Source organism: Arenibacter sp. F26102 (genome assembly GCF_023015865.1).
GTDB lineage: Bacteria > Bacteroidota > Bacteroidia > Flavobacteriales > Flavobacteriaceae > Arenibacter.
Genome location: NZ_JALKBC010000005.1, coordinates 383,593 through 401,052 on the forward strand (window position 1 = coordinate 383,593; position 17,460 = coordinate 401,052).

17 protein-coding genes are annotated in these 17,460 nt (G+C 38.4%); all 17 read right to left on the minus strand.

Annotated features, from left to right (window positions below; all coding sequences use genetic code 11):
- Positions 1 to 15 precede the first annotated feature (15 nt).
- The 17 genes from hisA to MWU78_RS09595 all read right to left on the minus strand — a co-directional run bounded on the left by hisA (position 16) and on the right by MWU78_RS09595 (position 17,449).
- Complete coding sequence (gene hisA, locus MWU78_RS09515; RefSeq protein WP_246997281.1) at positions 16 to 747, minus strand: 1-(5-phosphoribosyl)-5-[(5-phosphoribosylamino)methylideneamino]imidazole-4-carboxamide isomerase; 732 nt, start codon at positions 745 to 747, stop codon at positions 16 to 18.
- Between the two features lie 12 nt (positions 748 to 759).
- Complete coding sequence (gene hisH / locus MWU78_RS09520; RefSeq protein ID WP_246997284.1) at positions 760 to 1,350, minus strand: imidazole glycerol phosphate synthase subunit HisH; 591 nt, start codon at positions 1,348 to 1,350, stop codon at positions 760 to 762.
- A gap of 33 nt (positions 1,351 to 1,383) precedes the next feature.
- Entirely contained in the window at positions 1,384 to 2,562 is a 1,179-nt protein-coding gene (gene hisB, locus MWU78_RS09525; RefSeq protein WP_246997286.1) for a bifunctional histidinol-phosphatase/imidazoleglycerol-phosphate dehydratase HisB, read from the minus strand.
- Between the two features lie 4 nt (positions 2,563 to 2,566).
- Positions 2,567 to 3,625 (minus strand): histidinol-phosphate transaminase, encoded by a 1,059-nt coding sequence (gene hisC, locus MWU78_RS09530; RefSeq protein ID WP_246997287.1) that lies wholly within the window; start codon positions 3,623 to 3,625, stop codon positions 2,567 to 2,569.
- A gap of 68 nt (positions 3,626 to 3,693) precedes the next feature.
- Complete coding sequence (gene hisD / locus MWU78_RS09535; protein WP_246997289.1) at positions 3,694 to 4,977, minus strand: histidinol dehydrogenase; 1,284 nt, start codon at positions 4,975 to 4,977, stop codon at positions 3,694 to 3,696.
- A 2-nt stretch (positions 4,978 to 4,979) separates the two neighbouring features.
- Positions 4,980 to 5,411, minus strand: a complete 432-nt coding sequence (locus MWU78_RS09540; protein ID WP_246997291.1) for a GNAT family N-acetyltransferase — start codon at positions 5,409 to 5,411, stop codon at positions 4,980 to 4,982.
- An 11-nt stretch (positions 5,412 to 5,422) separates the two neighbouring features.
- Complete coding sequence (gene hisG, locus MWU78_RS09545) at positions 5,423 to 6,280, minus strand: ATP phosphoribosyltransferase (protein WP_246997293.1); 858 nt, start codon at positions 6,278 to 6,280, stop codon at positions 5,423 to 5,425.
- A 241-nt stretch (positions 6,281 to 6,521) separates the two neighbouring features.
- Entirely contained in the window at positions 6,522 to 7,337 is an 816-nt protein-coding gene (locus MWU78_RS09550) for a prohibitin family protein (protein ID WP_246997295.1), read from the minus strand.
- A gap of 19 nt (positions 7,338 to 7,356) precedes the next feature.
- Positions 7,357 to 9,393 carry a VWA domain-containing protein gene (locus MWU78_RS09555; protein ID WP_246997297.1) on the minus strand — a complete coding sequence of 679 codons (2,037 nt, stop codon included), beginning with the start codon at positions 9,391 to 9,393 and terminating at the stop codon, positions 7,357 to 7,359.
- Between the two features lie 150 nt (positions 9,394 to 9,543).
- Positions 9,544 to 10,293, minus strand: a complete 750-nt coding sequence (fabG, locus tag MWU78_RS09560) for a 3-oxoacyl-[acyl-carrier-protein] reductase (RefSeq protein ID WP_246997299.1) — start codon at positions 10,291 to 10,293, stop codon at positions 9,544 to 9,546.
- 191 nt (positions 10,294 to 10,484) lie between these two features.
- Positions 10,485 to 11,357: a succinate--CoA ligase subunit alpha gene (sucD, locus tag MWU78_RS09565; RefSeq protein ID WP_187583791.1), complete on the minus strand. Its 873-nt coding sequence runs from the start codon at positions 11,355 to 11,357 to the stop codon at positions 10,485 to 10,487.
- Positions 11,358 to 11,417: 60 nt separating this feature from the next.
- Complete coding sequence (locus MWU78_RS09570; RefSeq protein WP_246997301.1) at positions 11,418 to 12,362, minus strand: UDP-3-O-(3-hydroxymyristoyl)glucosamine N-acyltransferase; 945 nt, start codon at positions 12,360 to 12,362, stop codon at positions 11,418 to 11,420.
- 52 nt (positions 12,363 to 12,414) lie between these two features.
- Positions 12,415 to 12,981, minus strand: a complete 567-nt coding sequence (gene efp / locus MWU78_RS09575) for an elongation factor P (RefSeq protein WP_246997303.1) — start codon at positions 12,979 to 12,981, stop codon at positions 12,415 to 12,417.
- Positions 12,982 to 12,987: 6 nt separating this feature from the next.
- Entirely contained in the window at positions 12,988 to 13,773 is a 786-nt protein-coding gene (gene lpxA / locus MWU78_RS09580) for an acyl-ACP--UDP-N-acetylglucosamine O-acyltransferase (RefSeq protein ID WP_246997305.1), read from the minus strand.
- A 3-nt stretch (positions 13,774 to 13,776) separates the two neighbouring features.
- Entirely contained in the window at positions 13,777 to 15,177 is a 1,401-nt protein-coding gene (locus MWU78_RS09585; protein WP_246997307.1) for a bifunctional UDP-3-O-[3-hydroxymyristoyl] N-acetylglucosamine deacetylase/3-hydroxyacyl-ACP dehydratase, read from the minus strand.
- A gap of 2 nt (positions 15,178 to 15,179) precedes the next feature.
- Positions 15,180 to 16,196, minus strand: coding sequence for a UDP-3-O-(3-hydroxymyristoyl)glucosamine N-acyltransferase (gene lpxD / locus MWU78_RS09590; protein ID WP_246997309.1), 1,017 nt, complete (start codon positions 16,194 to 16,196; stop codon positions 15,180 to 15,182).
- Between the two features lie 23 nt (positions 16,197 to 16,219).
- Positions 16,220 to 17,449, minus strand: a complete 1,230-nt coding sequence (locus MWU78_RS09595; RefSeq protein ID WP_246997311.1) for an HD domain-containing protein — start codon at positions 17,447 to 17,449, stop codon at positions 16,220 to 16,222.
- Positions 17,450 to 17,460: the final 11 nt, after the last annotated feature.

Sequence of the window (17,460 nt, forward strand, 5' to 3'; positions counted from 1 at the left end):
CAACAAGTTTTGTGTTTATTTGATGTCGAGAATAAATTTTTCCAATTGTTTTAAACTAATTCTATTTTCATAAATGGCTTTTCCAATTATGGTTCCTTCGCAACCCAATTCGGCCAATTTGGGGAGTTCTTCAAAAGTTGAAATTCCTCCACTGGCTATTAGTAAAATATTTGGGCCGCAAGCCTCCAAAATTTTGCTGTAAAGATCAAAAGAAGGACCTTCCAACATGCCATCTTTACTTATATCAGTACATATTACTGCTCTAATACCTTCTTTTTGATAAGTTTGGATAAAGGGAATCAACTCTTCCTTGGATTCTTCCATCCAACCCGAAACGGCTACCATCTCATCTTTGGCATCCGCTCCCAGAATAATTTTCTCAGGACTGTATTTGTTGATCCAGGAAATAAAAGTATCCCTGTCTTTAACAGCAATACTCCCGCCAGTGATTTGATTGGCTCCACTTTCAAAGGCAATCCTTAGGTCATCATCGGTCTTTAGCCCACCGCCAAAATCTATTTTTAAGTTGGTATTGGAAGCTATTTTTTCCAACACTTTATGATTTACGATATGTTTGGATTTAGCCCCGTCCAAATCTACCAAATGCAGGTATTCAATTCCATGGGCTTCAAACTCTTTGGCAACCTCTAAGGGGTGCTCATTATAAATTTTCTTGGTGTCGTAGTCTCCCTTGGACAGTCGTACACATTTTCCTTCAATTATGTCTATTGCGGGTATTATTCTCATATTTATTCCGTTTTAACTAGTGGCGCTATCAATAAAATTCTTAAGGATCTTTTCTCCGACTTCGCTACTTTTTTCCGGGTGGAATTGAGTTCCATAAAAATTATCTTTTTTTAAAGCGGCACTGTAACCTAAGCCGTATTCAGCTTCGGCAATTGTTTCCTCGCAAATTGGGGCATAAAAGCTATGTACTAGATAAATATGTTCCTTTTCCTTAATGTTATTGAAGAGGTCCGATTTTAAATTGGTGATTTGATTCCACCCTATCTGCGGAACCTTGACCTTATTGGAGAACTTAACCACATCTACATCAAAAATACCAAGGCCTTCTGTAGCGCCTTCTTCCGAAGAATGACACATTAATTGCATTCCTAAGCAAATTCCCAATACGGGTTGTTTAAGTTTAGGAATAATTAGGTCCAATTTACTTTCGCGCAATTTCTTCATGGCACTGCTTGCCTCCCCGACCCCGGGAAATATAACCTTGTCAGCCGCCATAATCACATCGGCATCGCTGCTCAAAATAGCCTCATAGCCCAAGCGCTGAAAGGCAAACTTAATACTCTGGATATTTCCGGCTCCGTAATCAATAATTACTATTTTCATTTTTCATTGTCCTTCGGACAGATTTTTTAACTCCTATAAAACCCCTTTGGTACTTGGTAGTACCATTTTCTCTACGTCACGTTTCACGGCAACCTTGATTGCCTTGGCAAAAGCCTTGAAAATGGCCTCTATTTTATGGTGTTCATTATTACCTTCAGCCTTAACATTTAGGTTGGCTTTGGCTCCATCCGTAAACGATTTAAAGAAATGATAAAACATTTCCGTAGGCATTTTCCCTATCATTTCCCTTTTGAATTCTGTCTCCCAAACCAACCAGTTTCGTCCACCAAAATCAATAGCAACCTGCGCCAAACAATCGTCCATGGGCAGACAGAAACCATATCTTTCGATTCCCAATTTATTGCTCAAAGCTTTATGAAACACCTCGCCCAAGGCTATTGCCGTATCTTCAATGGTATGATGCTCGTCTACCTCTAGATCGCCTTTAACCTTAATTTCAAGGTCCATTTGACCATGACGCGCCAATTGATCCAACATATGGTCAAAGAAGTCTAACCCAGTGCTGATATCGCTCTTTCCGGTACCGTCTAAATTAAGTTTAATGAAAATATCGGTTTCATTGGTTTTGCGGGTTATTTCAGAAACCCGATCTTTCAATTTTAAAAACTCGTATATTTTTTCCCAATCATTGCTCTCCAAGGCTATGTACTTATCCAATTCCTCTCTTTTAACGGATATTTCCCCTGTGCCTAAATTGGTATTGTCATTAATGAAGATTCCTTTGGCCCCTAAATTTTTGGCCAATTCAACATCGGTCAACCGGTCCCCTATGACATAGGAATTTTCCAAATCGTAATCTTCCGAAAAATAAGCTGTTAACAAACCTGTTCCGGGCTTTCGCGTATCGGCATTTTCATGAGGGAAAGTTCGATCAAGGAATACCTTATCAAAAACAACTCCTTCATTTTCGAACGATTTCAATATAAAATTATGTACCGGCCAAAAGGTGTCCTCAGGAAAAATATCGGTACCCAAGCCGTCCTGATTGGTGATCATTACCAATTCATAATCCAATTCCTTGGCTATTTTCCCCAAAAAGGTAAAAGCCTTGGGATAGAATACCATTTTTTCAAAAGCATCTATTTGCTCGTCTATGGTTTCTTTAATAATGGTACCATCCCTATCTATAAATAGCACTTTTTTACCATTTTTATTTCCTTGGGCGGTATTAGTGTTCTTATCCGGACTCATAATATTATAAGGTTGTTATATTTTGCAATGCTCTAATTAATTTCTCATTTTCCTCTTTGGTTCCGACAGTAAATCTCAGTGTATTTTTACAAAGTGGCTGTGTGGTCCTGTTGCGAACGACGATACCCATTTTAAGGAGTTGATTGTATCTTTTTGTAGCATCATCCACTTTGGCGAGAATAAAATTTGCGTCTGAGTGATATATTTTTTCTGCAAATTCTACTTGGCGCAACACATTAAAAAGGGCATCCCTTTCCGTTAAAATATCTATTACCTCCAAATTCACCGCATTTACGTCCAAAACTCGCTCCAAAGCTCTTTGCTGCGTTAATTCATTTACGTTATAGGGTGGTTTTATTTTATTTAATACCCCTATAATTTCCTCAGAAGCATAACAGGTTCCCAATCTTATACCTGCCATTCCATAGGCTTTGGATAAGGTTTGGGTTACTACTAGATTGGGATAGTTCTGCAATTCCGAAATCCAACTCACCTCACTTGAGAAATCGATATAGGCTTCATCTATAACTACCAATCCATTAAAATTGTCCAACAATTCCCTAATAGAGCTACTGGAAAAGCTATTTCCAGTGGGATTGTTTGGCGAGCACAGAAATAGTAATTTACTCTTTCCATCAGCTACTTTCAGTATTTCCGGTACATTGGGTTCAAATTCCTTTGTAAGCAATACCTCTCTATTCTCTACATTGTTTATCCCTGCAAGTACCTTATACATCCCATATGTTGGTGGTAAGGAGATAATATTGTCCTCTTTGGGTTCACAAAAGGCCCTGAAAATTAAATCCAACACCTCATCACTACCATTCCCTAAAAGAAGTTGTTGTGTGGAAACTCCCTTTTTTTCTGCCAAGACTTCCTTTAACCGTCTTTGATGTGGATCAGGATACCTATTTACACCAGATTCAAAGGGATTTTCATTGGCATCTAAAAATACCATTTTGGAACCATCTGAAACATATTCATCCCTTGCAGAGGAATAGGGACTTAATCCTTTCACGTTCTCCCGAACTATATCGTTAATGTTGAATATTTTTGTTTTCATTCTATTTATGCATTTCGGCATTTTATCCTGCGTGTATTGCGCTGTGCCAGTTTAACACTTAAATCTTATTATTTTAAACTGTTCAATCTTAGGGTCACTGCATTCTTATGGGCTTGCAGCCCTTCCGCTTCGGCCATCAACTCTATGGTATTGCCAATTTCCTGAATTCCTTTTTCCGATATTTTTTGAAAAGTCATACTTTTCATAAAACTATCCAGGTTTACGCCACTATACTGCTTCGCGTATCCATTGGTCGGTAGTGTATGATTGGTTCCAGATGCGTAATCCCCTGCACTTTCCGGAGTGTAATTCCCAATAAAAACAGAACCTGCATTATAGGTTTGTCTTAGGAAAAACTCTTCATTATTAACGCACAGAATGTAATGTTCCGGACCGTATTCATTTATTAGATCTACTGCCGTTTGTTGACTCTCCACGTAAATCAATTTACTATTGGCTATAGCCTTCTCGGCAATTTCTTTTCTCGGCAAATCCTTAATTTGCTCAGCTACCTCCTCTTCAACGGCATCTATAAGATTTTTGGAAGTGGACACCAAAATAACCTGACTGTCCACACCATGTTCTGCCTGGCTCAATAGATCGGAGGCTACAAACGCCGCATTGGCGCTATCATCGGCCATCACCAAAAGTTCACTTGGACCTGCAGGCATGTCAATGGCTACACCATATTTTGTGGCTATTTGTTTGGCAACGGTTACGAATTGATTTCCTGGCCCAAATATTTTATAGACGGGAGGAATGGTTTCCGTTCCAAAGGTCATGCCGGCAATTGCCTGAATGCCTCCAACTTTAAATATTTTGGTAACTCCACATAGGTTGGCCGTATATAATATGGCCGGATGAACTTTCCCTTCCTTGTTAGGTGGGGTACATAGGATAATTTCTTGGCAGCCAGCAATATTTGCTGGTACGGCCAGCATTAATATTGTAGAAAACAAAGGAGCAGTACCTCCTGGAATGTACAATCCTACTTTTTGTATTGGACGTTTTTCTTGCCAGCATTGGACCCCATTAGCAGTTTCTACGGAAACTTTATCCGTTTTTTGTGCCTTATGAAAGATTTCAATATTGTTTTTGGCCTGTTGAATGGCCGACTTTAAATCGCTGGAAATCATTTTTTCAGACTCTTCTATCTCTAAGCGGGATACAAATGCGTCCGGTAAAACCACACCATCATATTTTTTGGTATAGTTGCTAACCACTGAGTCGCCCCCTGTCCTTATTTCCATAAAAATGGCATTGACCATATCCTCGATATCGGCAATAGTTTGGGTCGGCCGTTTTAAAACTGCCTTCCAATCTTCTCTCTGTGGATTGTATATCTTATTCATTGCTAAAATACTTTTTGCATGTGGTACCCTATGGCCTTAAAACCTTGGTTATTCCAAAACTGAATTCCTTTTTCATTTTTTATATAGCAGTTGACTTCCGAGGCATCGCAGCCAATTTCCTCGGCATAATTAAACACCCAATCCATCATCAATTTTCCAACTCCAGAACTCCGATATTCCGGTAATACATAAACATTGTCCGGTTCAATATGTTTGCCTACATATAATTTATTTAGAACCCAAATCCCACAAATGCCAATTAGTACTTCTCCATCATAGACGCCCAAACATTGATATCCGTCCGTAAGCATGTCCTGTAATCTTTTTTTTAGAATTTCAACAGGAAATTTATCGTGATTGAGCATTTGTACCAAAGGTAAAATATCATTTATATTCTCCTGTGGGATGAGTGCCATATGAAAGTTAGTAGTCATAAGGACAAGTGTTAAAGCACCATTTTTTCAATTGGGCAAACAAGTATTCCCTCAGCTCCAGCTTCTTTAAGCTCTTGGATAACTTCCCAGAATTTATCCTTGTTGATTACCGTATGTACGGAACTCCAACCTTCTTCGGCCAAAGGTAGTACTGTAGGACTCCTCATACCGGGCAGAAGCTCGATAATTTCATCCAGTTTATTGTTTGGGGCGTTCAAAAGAACATATTTGGATTGTCTGGCACGTAAAACGGATTGAATTCTAAATCTTAATTTTTCCAGCAAAACGGTTCCTTCCTGAGAAATTTGGGGAGAAACGGCCAGTACGGCCTCACTGTTCAACATGACCTCAACTTCCTTCAAATTGTTCTTGAACAGTGTACTTCCACTAGAAACAATATCGCAAATTGCATCGGCCAAACCAATATTCGGGGCAATTTCTACAGAACCGCTGATAATATGAAGATCAGCCTTTACCCCTTTGCTATCTAAATAGTTTTTTACGGTATTCGGATAAGATGTGGCAATTTTTTTGCCTTCAAAATCTTTCACCGAATTGTACTTTACCGATTTAGGAACAGCCAATGACACTTTGCATTTGGAAAAACCTAATTTCTCTGCAATTGAAATATCCTCCCCTTTTTCTATCAGTACATTTTCCCCAATAATGGCAATATCTACTACGCCATCCCTTAAATATTGTGGGATATCCCCATTTCGAAGATAGAATACTTCCAAAGGGAAATTTCTGGAAGAGGCTTTAAGTTGGTCTTTTCCATTATCGATAGAAATACCACAATCTTTTAGTATTTGAAGGGAGTCTTCATTTAGACGGCCACTTTTCTGGATAGCAATTCTAATTTTTTTCATTTTCTATTTTTTGTTTTTGGCCTGAACAAATCTAACAGGATGTTAAATACAAAACCCGTTTGATTGCTCAAACGGGTTAGAATATAGTTTAGATACAACAATACATTCCTAGCTCGCTTGACTGCAAGTGAAGAAATGATGATGATGTGTCCTGTTATTTTTCATGATACGACAAAATTAAAACTATTTTTCAACCTTGGAAAATTTATACGGTACAATTTATTTCAAAATTGTTAAATTATTATTGATTGCCTAAAATAATGGGCATACCTGAGTCGCCACTACCTATTACAATAACCTTGGAATTTGGTGATTCCGATAATTTAATAGTGGCATCGATTCCCTTATCACGTAATATTTTGTCCGTCAAGGAAGCGCTTAGTATAGTATTGGCATCTGCCTTACCTTGAGCCTCTATGATAACTTTTTGAGCTTCCTTTTGCGCAGTAACCAATCTAAATTCATATTCCAAAGATTCTTGTTCCTGCTTAAGTTTACGCTCTATAGCCTCCTTGATGGTAGCAGGTAGGGTTACGTCCCTAACCAAAATTTCATTGAGCTGTATGTATTGGCCGTCAACTATTTTCTGGGTTTCTTCATAAATCTCCTGTTGAATGGCATCCCTTTTGCTGGAATAAAGTTGTTCAGGGGTATATCTTCCTACTACACTACGCGCAGCAGACCTGATGGTGGGCAATAATACACGTTGTATGTATTCCGTGCCTTTTTCCTGATGTAATTTCCCTATAAATTCTCTTTTAGGCTCAAACCAGGCTGAAGCTTCCAACTTTATCTCAAGACCGTTTGAAGATAATACCTGCATTTTTTCCATAACTTCCTGTTGCCTAACCTCATATATGAAAACTTTGTTCCAAGGTGCTACAATGTGGAATCCCTCTCCTAAAGGTGGTTCATCCGTAACCACACCACCTGAAAAAGTTTTATATAACACGCCGGCTTCACCTGAGCCTATGGTAATGGCCGATTTTGAGATTAATATTACAAGTACTATAACAGCGAATATGACTGGTAATGCAATTTTTGGTAATTTGTCCATTTATTATATTTATTATTTATTAAGTTAATCCGTTATACTTTCTGATAAACCATTCCAACGACAGCGCCGCAATAATTACACCCAAAAGAAATTTAAAATCGATTAAAGGTACGACAATTTCTTTGCTTTTTTGAGTAGGCACATACTTAGGGTCGGCTTTCAGATCCTTTATCAATGATTGCAACTGGCCGGGGAAATATAACTTTCCATTAGTGTTGTTTGCCAGACGTTGTAGTTTTCGATGGTCGCTGGAGGAAAATTGTTTTTCCGCGTCAAAATCCAAAATAGAAAAGCTGCCGGACCTACTTAGGTTTTCCTTGGGAACAGTGGCCGTAAAGCTATATTCCCCCGAAGTTAGATTACTTAGGTCGGCCTCATAATACCCTTCTTTTAGCAACATGGGCACCTCCAAGGATTTATTGTCAGGTTTTGCCACTACTTTTAAATTGATGGATGCATTGGTATCAAAGGAAAAGGCCTCATCAAAATAGGTAGCCCTTATTCTTGTTTCGCTGCTGTTATTGAAAATAGGATTATAATCCAATACAAATCTGTTTTTTCCTTTCGAGGTTGAAAGATAAAGTATCAATTTTCCTAGAAAAGCATCAAAATTCTTAAAGGTCTGATCGTTTCTGTAGGTCTGAAGTCTCCATTTCCATAGATTTTCTCCATTCAGAACGGCGTGTTTAGATACATCTTGTTCCGTAATAGTCCATAATGGTTGATTCATTTCCACACCTTTTATCCGCATTTTTAGCATGGTTTCGCCAATGCCCAAAACATCAACAGATCCTGCATTGGTTAAGAGAGGCGGAAAACCATCGAAGGAGAAGTCGGAAATGTCAAATTTAGAAAAGGCATTATTTAAGGTGGCAAAAACTTCTTGTATTGGATACCCTGTTCCAATAACGTAGTTTTTTTGAATGTTGTTTATAAAATTTAAATCGGTATAGGTTCCCAATATTGTAAATGAATTGGATTTTCGCAATTGGATTTGTTTATAGATTTTATCAAAGTAAGCATCGGGTTGGTAGAGAATATAGACATCCACTTCTTCCAATTTGTTTAAATCGATGTTAGGCTTATAGATGGATACCAACCTTTGTTCATTACTCTCAATCGCTTTTTTAAGAGCTCCAATATCTGGGTGGAGGATACTGGAAATAATAGCGACATTTGTTTTTTCATCGAGAACTTCCAAGGCCAGTAATTTTTCATTGTTAACCTTGTTTTTTTCGTTGGGTAGAGGAGCTATAAATACCTTAATATTTTTTATTCCTACGGTGCTAGCCTCTAATTGTGTATTAATAATTTTAGTGTTCGACTTAGCGGATAAGGAAACCTTTTCCTTATAAGTCAATTTGCCATCGATAAGAATCTGCAATTCTGTGTTTATGTCTTTTAGACCATCATAGGAGATAAAAACTTCCAAGGGGAATTTATTCTTTAAAAAGGCATATTTATTTGTATTTACCTGACGTATTAGGATATCATCATACTTGGTAGTATCTCCTAAAACAATAGGATAGACAGGAAGGTTTTGTCTTTTTCCATAAAATTCATAATCCTCCCCGATTGTCTGATTGCCGTCGGAAAACAGTACCACTGCAGTATTGGAACCTGTATATATTTCATTAAGACTGGACAAGGCCTTTGAAATGTTGGTGCTTTTTTCAGAAGGGCTGAGGCTATCGAAATCGGTTAGTTCAGCTCCAAAGTTATAATTTACAATATTGAACTTTTCGGATAAGGTGGAGGTGTTGTTTTTTAATAAATTGAGGTTGGAGATTATTTGGGATTTGTCCTCGGGGGTTATTGACGTGGAATTGTCCGTTAACAACACCAAATTTGCTTTTTCCAAGGTATATTCCTTATGGGCAAATTTTGGGTTTATGATTAGTAGCAGGGTGCCAAATATGGACAAAAAACGTAAAAAGGAAAGGACCACATGTAGTTTCCCCTTCCTTTTGGTTTTATAGTAATATTGAAACAGTACCAATGCCAATGCCAAAAAGGCTGCAAGCAATATAAAAAGTACTGTTTGAATTTGCATCATATTTTATCATTGGAACTTGTAAGTTGATAGAAGTTTTGGGCTATATGAAGAGTTCAATATTATGGTAAGGAAGAATTGCACTTAAGCGTCCCCACATATAAATATTTAAAACCAGACTTTAGTAAGGCCTAAACAACCAATCAACCACTCCTAGGTAAGCATTCCACCATCTACATTTAATACTTGTCCTGTGATATATGCTGAAAGGTCTGAAGCTAAAAACAAGCAGGCATTGGCAACATCTTCTGGCTGACCGCCTCTTTTTAATGGAATGCCATCTCTCCATCCTTGTACTACTTTTTCATCCAACTTATCTGTCATTTCGGTTTCAATAAATCCTGGTGCAATGGCATTACATCTAATGTTTCTTGAGCCTAGTTCCAAGGCGATGGATTTAGTAAATCCAATCATACCGGCTTTGGAAGCTGCATAATTTGCCTGTCCAGCATTACCTTTCACCCCCACTACGCTACTCATGTTTATAATAGAGCCTTTTCTTTGTTTTAGCATGGTACGCTGAACGGCCTTGGTCATATTAAAGACCGATTTTAAATTGATTTCGATAACAGAATCAAAATCATCTTCGCCCATCCTCATCAATAGATTATCCTTGGTAATACCGGCATTATTGATTAAAATATCGATTACGCCGCCAAAATCTTCCAATACTTGGGATACCAATTTATCGGAATCCTCAAAACTAGCGGCATTGCTCTTATACGCTTTTGCCTTAACGCCATAGCCGATCAACTCTTTTTCCAAGGCTAAGGCTGGTGCTTCGCTGGAACTATATGTAAATGCAACATTTGCACCGTGCTTTGCAAAAACTTGGGCTATTCCAGATCCAATACCTCTACTTGCTCCAGTGATTATTGCATTTTTTCCCTCTAGTAACTTCATCTGTCTTTAGTTTCTTAGTTGATAATCAAATATAGTTCATGTTTTATCCGTTTTAAAATTTTTACTCAAAATGCAGTGAAAAATTTTAAACAGTTTTATGCTTTTAAACAAAAAAAATTCCGTTTATCCTGAATAATTCCGAGTTGATCGGGAGTACAGTATAAACGGAATTTGGTATTATATAATTGGGGTTAACCCAAGACTTGTTTTACTTTTAAACCAATTTCAGCTGGTGAATCAACAACGTGTATTCCACATTCCCTCATTATTCGTTTTTTGGCCTGTGCAGTATCATCACTACCTCCAACTATAGCACCCGCATGTCCCATGGTTCTACCAGCTGGGGCAGTTTCACCGGCGATAAAACCAACAATGGGCTTCTTGCTTCCACTAGCCTTGTACCATTGTGCGGCATCGGCTTCCAATTGGCCTCCTATTTCCCCGATCATAACTACACAATTGGTATCTGGGTCATTGATCAACAATTCCACAGCTTCTTTAGTGGTGGTTCCAATAATTGGATCTCCTCCTATTCCTATCGCGGTTGTAATTCCAAGACCCTGTCGAACTACTTGATCTGCCGCCTCATAAGTTAAAGTTCCGGATTTGGAAACGATTCCTACATGTCCCTTTTTAAAGACAAAACCAGGCATAATACCTACTTTGGCTTCTCCTGGGGTAATTACTCCCGGACAGTTAGGTCCAACCAATCTGCAGTCCATATGTTTTATGTAGTCATAGACTTTCACCATATCTGCAACAGGAATCCCTTCCGTTATCGTAATTATGACTTTTATTCCAGCGCTAGCAGCTTCCATTATTGCGTCCGCGGCAAAAGCTGGCGGGACAAAAATGATAGTGGTATCGGCTCCAACTTTTTGTACAGCTTCTTCAACTGTGTTGAACACAGGTCTTCCCAAATGCTCCTGTCCGCCTTTACCCGGAGTTACACCACCAACTACATTGGTACCATATTCGATCATCTGTTCAGCATGAAATGTGCCTTCGCTGCCCGTAAACCCTTGAACAATAATTTTGGAATCTTTATTTACTAAAACGCTCATTATATATTTGGTTTATTGAATTGTTGCAAAAATATAGTTTTGAAAATGAATTCTAAACTATTATTCTGCATATTTATTTTCTAATTTTTTTAAAATTGAGGGGATTTGCTTAACATAAGCTAATTGTTTTAACTTTTCCCTCATTTCCTCTGCCGGACTACCAAAATAATTCTTTCCGCCTTCCAGAGATTTTGAAACTCCTGACTGGGCACTAACCATTGCTTTTTTTCCAATGGTAGCAGCACTTGTTACGCCAACCTGCCCCCATAAGGTGACCTCATCCTCGATTATAACACAACCAGCTATACCGGTTTGGGAAGCGATAAGGCATTTCTCGCCAATTACCGTATCGTGACCTACATGCACCTGATTGTCCAACTTCGTACCTTTTTTAATCAGTGTATCTCCTGTTACACCTCTGTCCAAAGTGCAAAGGGCCCCTATGTCCACGTTATCCTGTATGACTACCCTTCCTCCAGAAATCAGTTTGTCAAAACCTTCCTGTCTTTTTTTGTAATAAAAGGCGTCCGATCCCAACACAGATCCTGCATGAATGGTAACATTGTTTCCAATTATACAATTATCGTATATGGAAACGTTGGAATGTATTAAACAATTGTTCCCAATAACCACATTGTTTCCTATAAAACAATTGGGTTGAATAACGGTGTTTTCTCCAATTTTGGCCAGCGTGGAAATACTGTTTTGGGCTTGTAAAAATGGTTTGAAAAAGTGCGTCAATACATTGAAGTCTCTAAAGGGATCATCCGAAATCAACAATGCCTTTCCCTCTGGGCAGTCAACCTTTTTATTGATCAAAACTATCGATGCCGGACAGTTTAGGGCTTTTTCGTAATATTTAGGGTGATCAACAAAGACAATATCACCTTTTTCCACAACGTGGATTTCATTCATGCCCAACACCGGGAAATCTTCATGTCCCACATATTCGGCATTGATTATGGTAGCAATCTGGTTAAGTGTGTAAGGAGATGGAAATTTCATAATTGTCTGGTTCTATATTGTCAAAGGGCGGAAAAGTCTGGTATCAACTAAACTATTCTTTAACACGCTCCATATAAGCGCCTTTTTCGGTATCTATTTTTATTTTATCGCCCTCGTTGATGAAAAGAGGGACATTTACGGTAGCTCCAGTTTCCACCTTTGCAGGTTTGGTTGCATTGGTCGCAGTATTGCCCTTAACTCCCGGTTCCGCATAGGTGACTTCCAAAATAACACTTGCAGGCATATCTACGGATAACGGCATGCTGTCTTCTGTATTGAAAAGTATGGTCACCACTTCTCCTTCTTTTAATAAATCAGGGGCATCCAAGGAACTCTCTTGTAAAGTGATTTGGTTGTAATCATCCGTATTCATAAAGTGGTAGGTTTCTCCTTCGGCATATAAAAATTGATAAGAACGGGTTTCTACGCGTACATCCTCAATTTTTGAGCCACCTGAAAATGTATTGTCCAATACTTTTCCACTACTTACACTTTTAAGTTTGGTCCTTACAAAAGCTGGACCTTTTCCCGGTTTAACGTGAAGAAATTCTATTATTTTATAAATGTCGTTGTTGTACCTAATGCACAATCCTTTTCTAATATCTGATGTTGATGCCATATAATTTTAATTTGTGCTAAAATAACCTTTCATGATTCCTCTTTGGGAATCTCTTATAAATTGTAAAATTTCATCCCTTTCCGGAGTTGCCTCCATTTCAGCTTCAATAATTTGAACGGCTTGGGAATTGTTGTAATTTTTTTGGTAAAGTATTCTATAAATGTTCTGTATTTCCCTGATTTTATCAGACTCAAAATTCCTTCTCCTTAAACCTACAGAATTAATTCCTACATAGGAAAGTGGTTCCCTTGCGGCCTTTACGAACGGTGGGACATCTTTCCTTACCAAGGAACCTCCTGTTACAAATGCATGTCTTCCTATGGATACAAATTGATGTACAGCTACCAAGCCCGCCAGAATTACATTGTCTCCAATGGTCACATGACCTGCCAATGTGGAATTGTTGGAAAAAATACAATTGTTGCCTACAAGGCAATCATGCGCTACATGGCAGTAGGCCATTATTAAACAATTGTCGCCAATGACAGTTTTCATTCTGTCCGATGTGCCCTTGTGTATTGTGGCACATTCCCTAATGGTGGTATTGTTGCCTATTACAACTGTGGTTTCTTCCCCATCATATTTTAAATCTTGGGGAGGCGCGGAAATAACAGCGCCTGGAAAAATATTACAGTTTTTCCCGATGCGGGCACCTTCCATAATGGTAACATTGGAACCTATCCAAGTACCATCGCCAATTATTACATTATTGTGAATTGTAGTAAAAGGTTCTACTACAACATTCTTGGAAATTTTAGCCCCAGGGTGAATATAAGCCAGTGGTTGATTCATCCTTTATTTCTTTTTAACTATTTGAGCCATCATTTCCGCTTCGCATACCAATTTGCTATTGGCATAGGCATAGGCCTGCATGTGACATATACCCCTTCTTATTGGGGATATTAAACTACAATGGAATATTAAGGTATCACCAGGAAGCACTTTCTGTTTAAACTTTACATTATCTATTTTCATAAAAAGTGTAAGGTAATTCTCTGGATCTGGAACGGTACTCAGAACCAATATACCACCAGTTTGTGCCATAGCTTCTACCTGAAGTACACCTGGCATTACGGGAGCTCCTGGAAAGTGACCTACAAAAAATGGTTCGTTCATGGTCACATTCTTCATTCCAACTACATGTTGATCGGACAGCTCTAAAATTCTATCCAGAAGTAAGAAAGGAGGTCGGTGTGGCAGCATATCCATTATTTGATGGATATCCATCAAAGGAGGCTTGTTCAGATCATATTGGGGAACATGATTTCTCTTCTCCATTTTAATGATCTTGGACAATTTTTTGGCAAATTGTGTATTAACAAAGTGTCCAGGTTTATTGGCAATAACTTTTCCCCTTATCCTAGTTCCGGTCAGGGCAAGATCTCCAATAACATCCAATAACTTATGTCTGGCCGCTTCGTTGGGCTGATGTAGCGTTAAGTTATCCAATATACCATTGGGTTTTACAGATAATTTCTTCTTATTAAAGGCCTTCTCCAGCCTTTTCATGGTAGAGTCGGATATTTCCTTATCTACATAAACAATAGCGTTATTTAGATCACCACCTTTAATTAAGCCATTTTCCAGTAACATTTCCAGTTCATGCAAAAAACTAAAAGTTCTGGCGTCGGCTATTTCGGATTTAAAATCGCTTAAATTCTCCAAAGTGGCATTTTGTGTACCCAGCACCTTGGTTCCAAAATCGACCATGGTAGTTATTTGGTAATTGTCAGCAGGGATAATGGTAATTTCACTACCTGTTTCCTCGTCTTTGTATGAGATAACATCCTTGACAATAAACTCATCGCGCATGGCATTCTGCTCAACGATACCAGCCTGTTCCAGAGCTTCTACAAAAAATTTGGAGGATCCATCCATTATTGGAGGTTCCGGTGCATTCAGCTCTATCAGAACATTGTCTATCTCCAAGCCTACCAAAGCGGCAAGAACATGTTCAGAAGTCTGAATCCTTACACCACGTTTTTCCAAATTGGTTCCGCGTTGGGTATTTACCACATAATTGGCGTCCGCTTCTATTATGGGTTCACCTTCCAAGTCTATACGCTTAAAGGCATAACCAAAATTTTCAGGGGCGGGAACAAATTTCAATGTTACATTTTCCCCTGTATGCAAACCAACACCCTTGAGTGTAATTTCTTTTGCAATTGTCCGTTGTTTTGTAGTTGTATTACTCACCGTCAATCCTTTTTTTCAATGTGTTCTAATCTATTAATAATCTTAGGTAGATTTTTAAAATGTACGTAAGATTTATTGTAATCCCCATAGTTTAAAGCAGGGGAACCTTGCAAAATCTCATCATCTTTAACATTTCTTCCAATACCGGATTGCGCCTGTATCTTCACTCTATCTCCTATTACTATATGCCCAACAATACCTACTTGACCTCCTATTTTGCAGTACCTTCCAATTTTGGTGGATCCTGCTATCCCAGTCTGTGCTGCAATTACGGTATGTTCCCCAATTTCTACATTGTGGGCTATTTGAATTTGATTGTCCAACTTCACCCCTTTCCTTAATATAGTAGAGCCCAAAGTAGCTCTGTCAATTGTGGTACCCGCCCCAATATCAACATTGTCCTCAACAATTACATTACCCGTTTGGGGTATGGTTATATATTCACCATTTTCGGTGGGTGCAAATCCAAAACCATCTGCCCCAAGAACAACTCCGCTATGGACCACACAATTGTTGCCAATGAGGGTTTCCGAATAAATTTTTGCACCTGCAAAGATTACAACATTGTTGGCAATAGTAACATTATCGCCAATATATACATTGGGATATATTTTAACATTATCCCCGATCTTAACATTATTTCCCAAATAGGAGAAGGCGCCCAAATAAAAGTCCTTGCCGTAGGTAGCGGTTTCAGATTTGAAAACTGGTTCTTCAATTCCTACTTTGTTATTTTTTACCTGATTGTAATATTCCAATAATTTGGAAAAGGATTTGTAGGCATCATCCACCTTGATCAAGGTGGTTTCCAAATGATGGTCCGGCACAAAGTCCCTGTTTACAATGGTAACGGACGCTTTTGTAGTATAAATATATGAGGTGTATTTTGGGTTGGCTAGAAAAGTAAGGGCACCCTTTTCACCTTCCTCGATCTTCGATAATTTATGAACAGCTATTTCAGGATTCCCCTCCACCTCTCCTTCTAAAATACCCGCGATTTGGCTTGCTGTAAATATCATGTGGACAAAAGTAAGAAAAATAGTTAAACGGAAACTTTCGGATAGCACATATAATATTTGGTAACGGTCTTGGAAAGTGTTTTCAAATATTGTTGGTCGGACGCCTTGGCAACATCCGTAATACTACCGTTTCCTCTTAGAATATTTATATTCTGACTTTTTGAGTTATAGGCTTGGTTTTGTATCTCCCCTGAAAACACAAAATAAGCCGTTTCTTCATCTGTTAACTGGTGTTGATTTTTGAAATTTAAAAAGTGCTTCTTCAACTTAGCCTCATTAATGGGCTTGTTCTTGAGCTTAACGTGGAGTAACTTGCGTTCAATGATCATCCTACAAAGTCTGGACAGGACAAAATCAGAGTGATTCTGCCAATTTTTAATGGCAGCTAAAATATCTACATCGTCCAATTGGGCGAATAAATCCAACTTGTCCTGGGTAAAACCTTCCTTTGGCATCTTATTTTCCATAAAAAACTTAAGGGCTCCGTTAAATTCTATAGTTTCACCCGCAGCCAACAATTCCTTGGCTCTTTGTAAGATTTTTATCAATAGTTGTTCTGCCACCAAACCGGTTTTATGTAAATAAACCTGCCAATACATAAAGCGTCTTGCCATCAAGAATTTCTCAATCGAGTAAATTCCCTTCTCCTCTATCACCAGTTCTCCATTAAGGACATTCAACATGGTGAGAAGTCTCTCGGAATTTATATTTCCCTCTGCGACCCCGGTATAGAAACTATCCCTTTTTAAATAGTCCATCCGGTCCATATCCAATTGGCTGGAAACGAGCTGATTTAAAAATTTCTTTGGATATTGCCCCTTAAAAATGGCAATGGCAGTGGATAATTTTCCCTTGTATTTTTTATTTAAGGCCTCCATGAACAATAACGATATGTATTCATGGTTTACACCTTCAACTATGCTGTGTTCCATGGCATGGGAAAATGGACCGTGTCCAATGTCGTGTAATAATATGGCACATAGAAGCCCATCCTCTTCTTCTTTTGTAATTTCAATGGACTTAAACCTTAATACTTGAATGGCCTGTTGCATTAGGTACATGCTTCCAATCGCATGCTGAAAACGCGTATGGTGGGCCCCTGGATACACCAGATAGGACAACCCCATTTGGGAGATTCTCCGTAATCGCTGAAAGTAGGGTTCCGCAATTAGATTAAAGATTAGTGCATTGGGTATTCCGATAAATCCGTAAATTGGATCATTGAAAATTTTGAGCTTATTTGATTTTATCAAAACCAGAATTC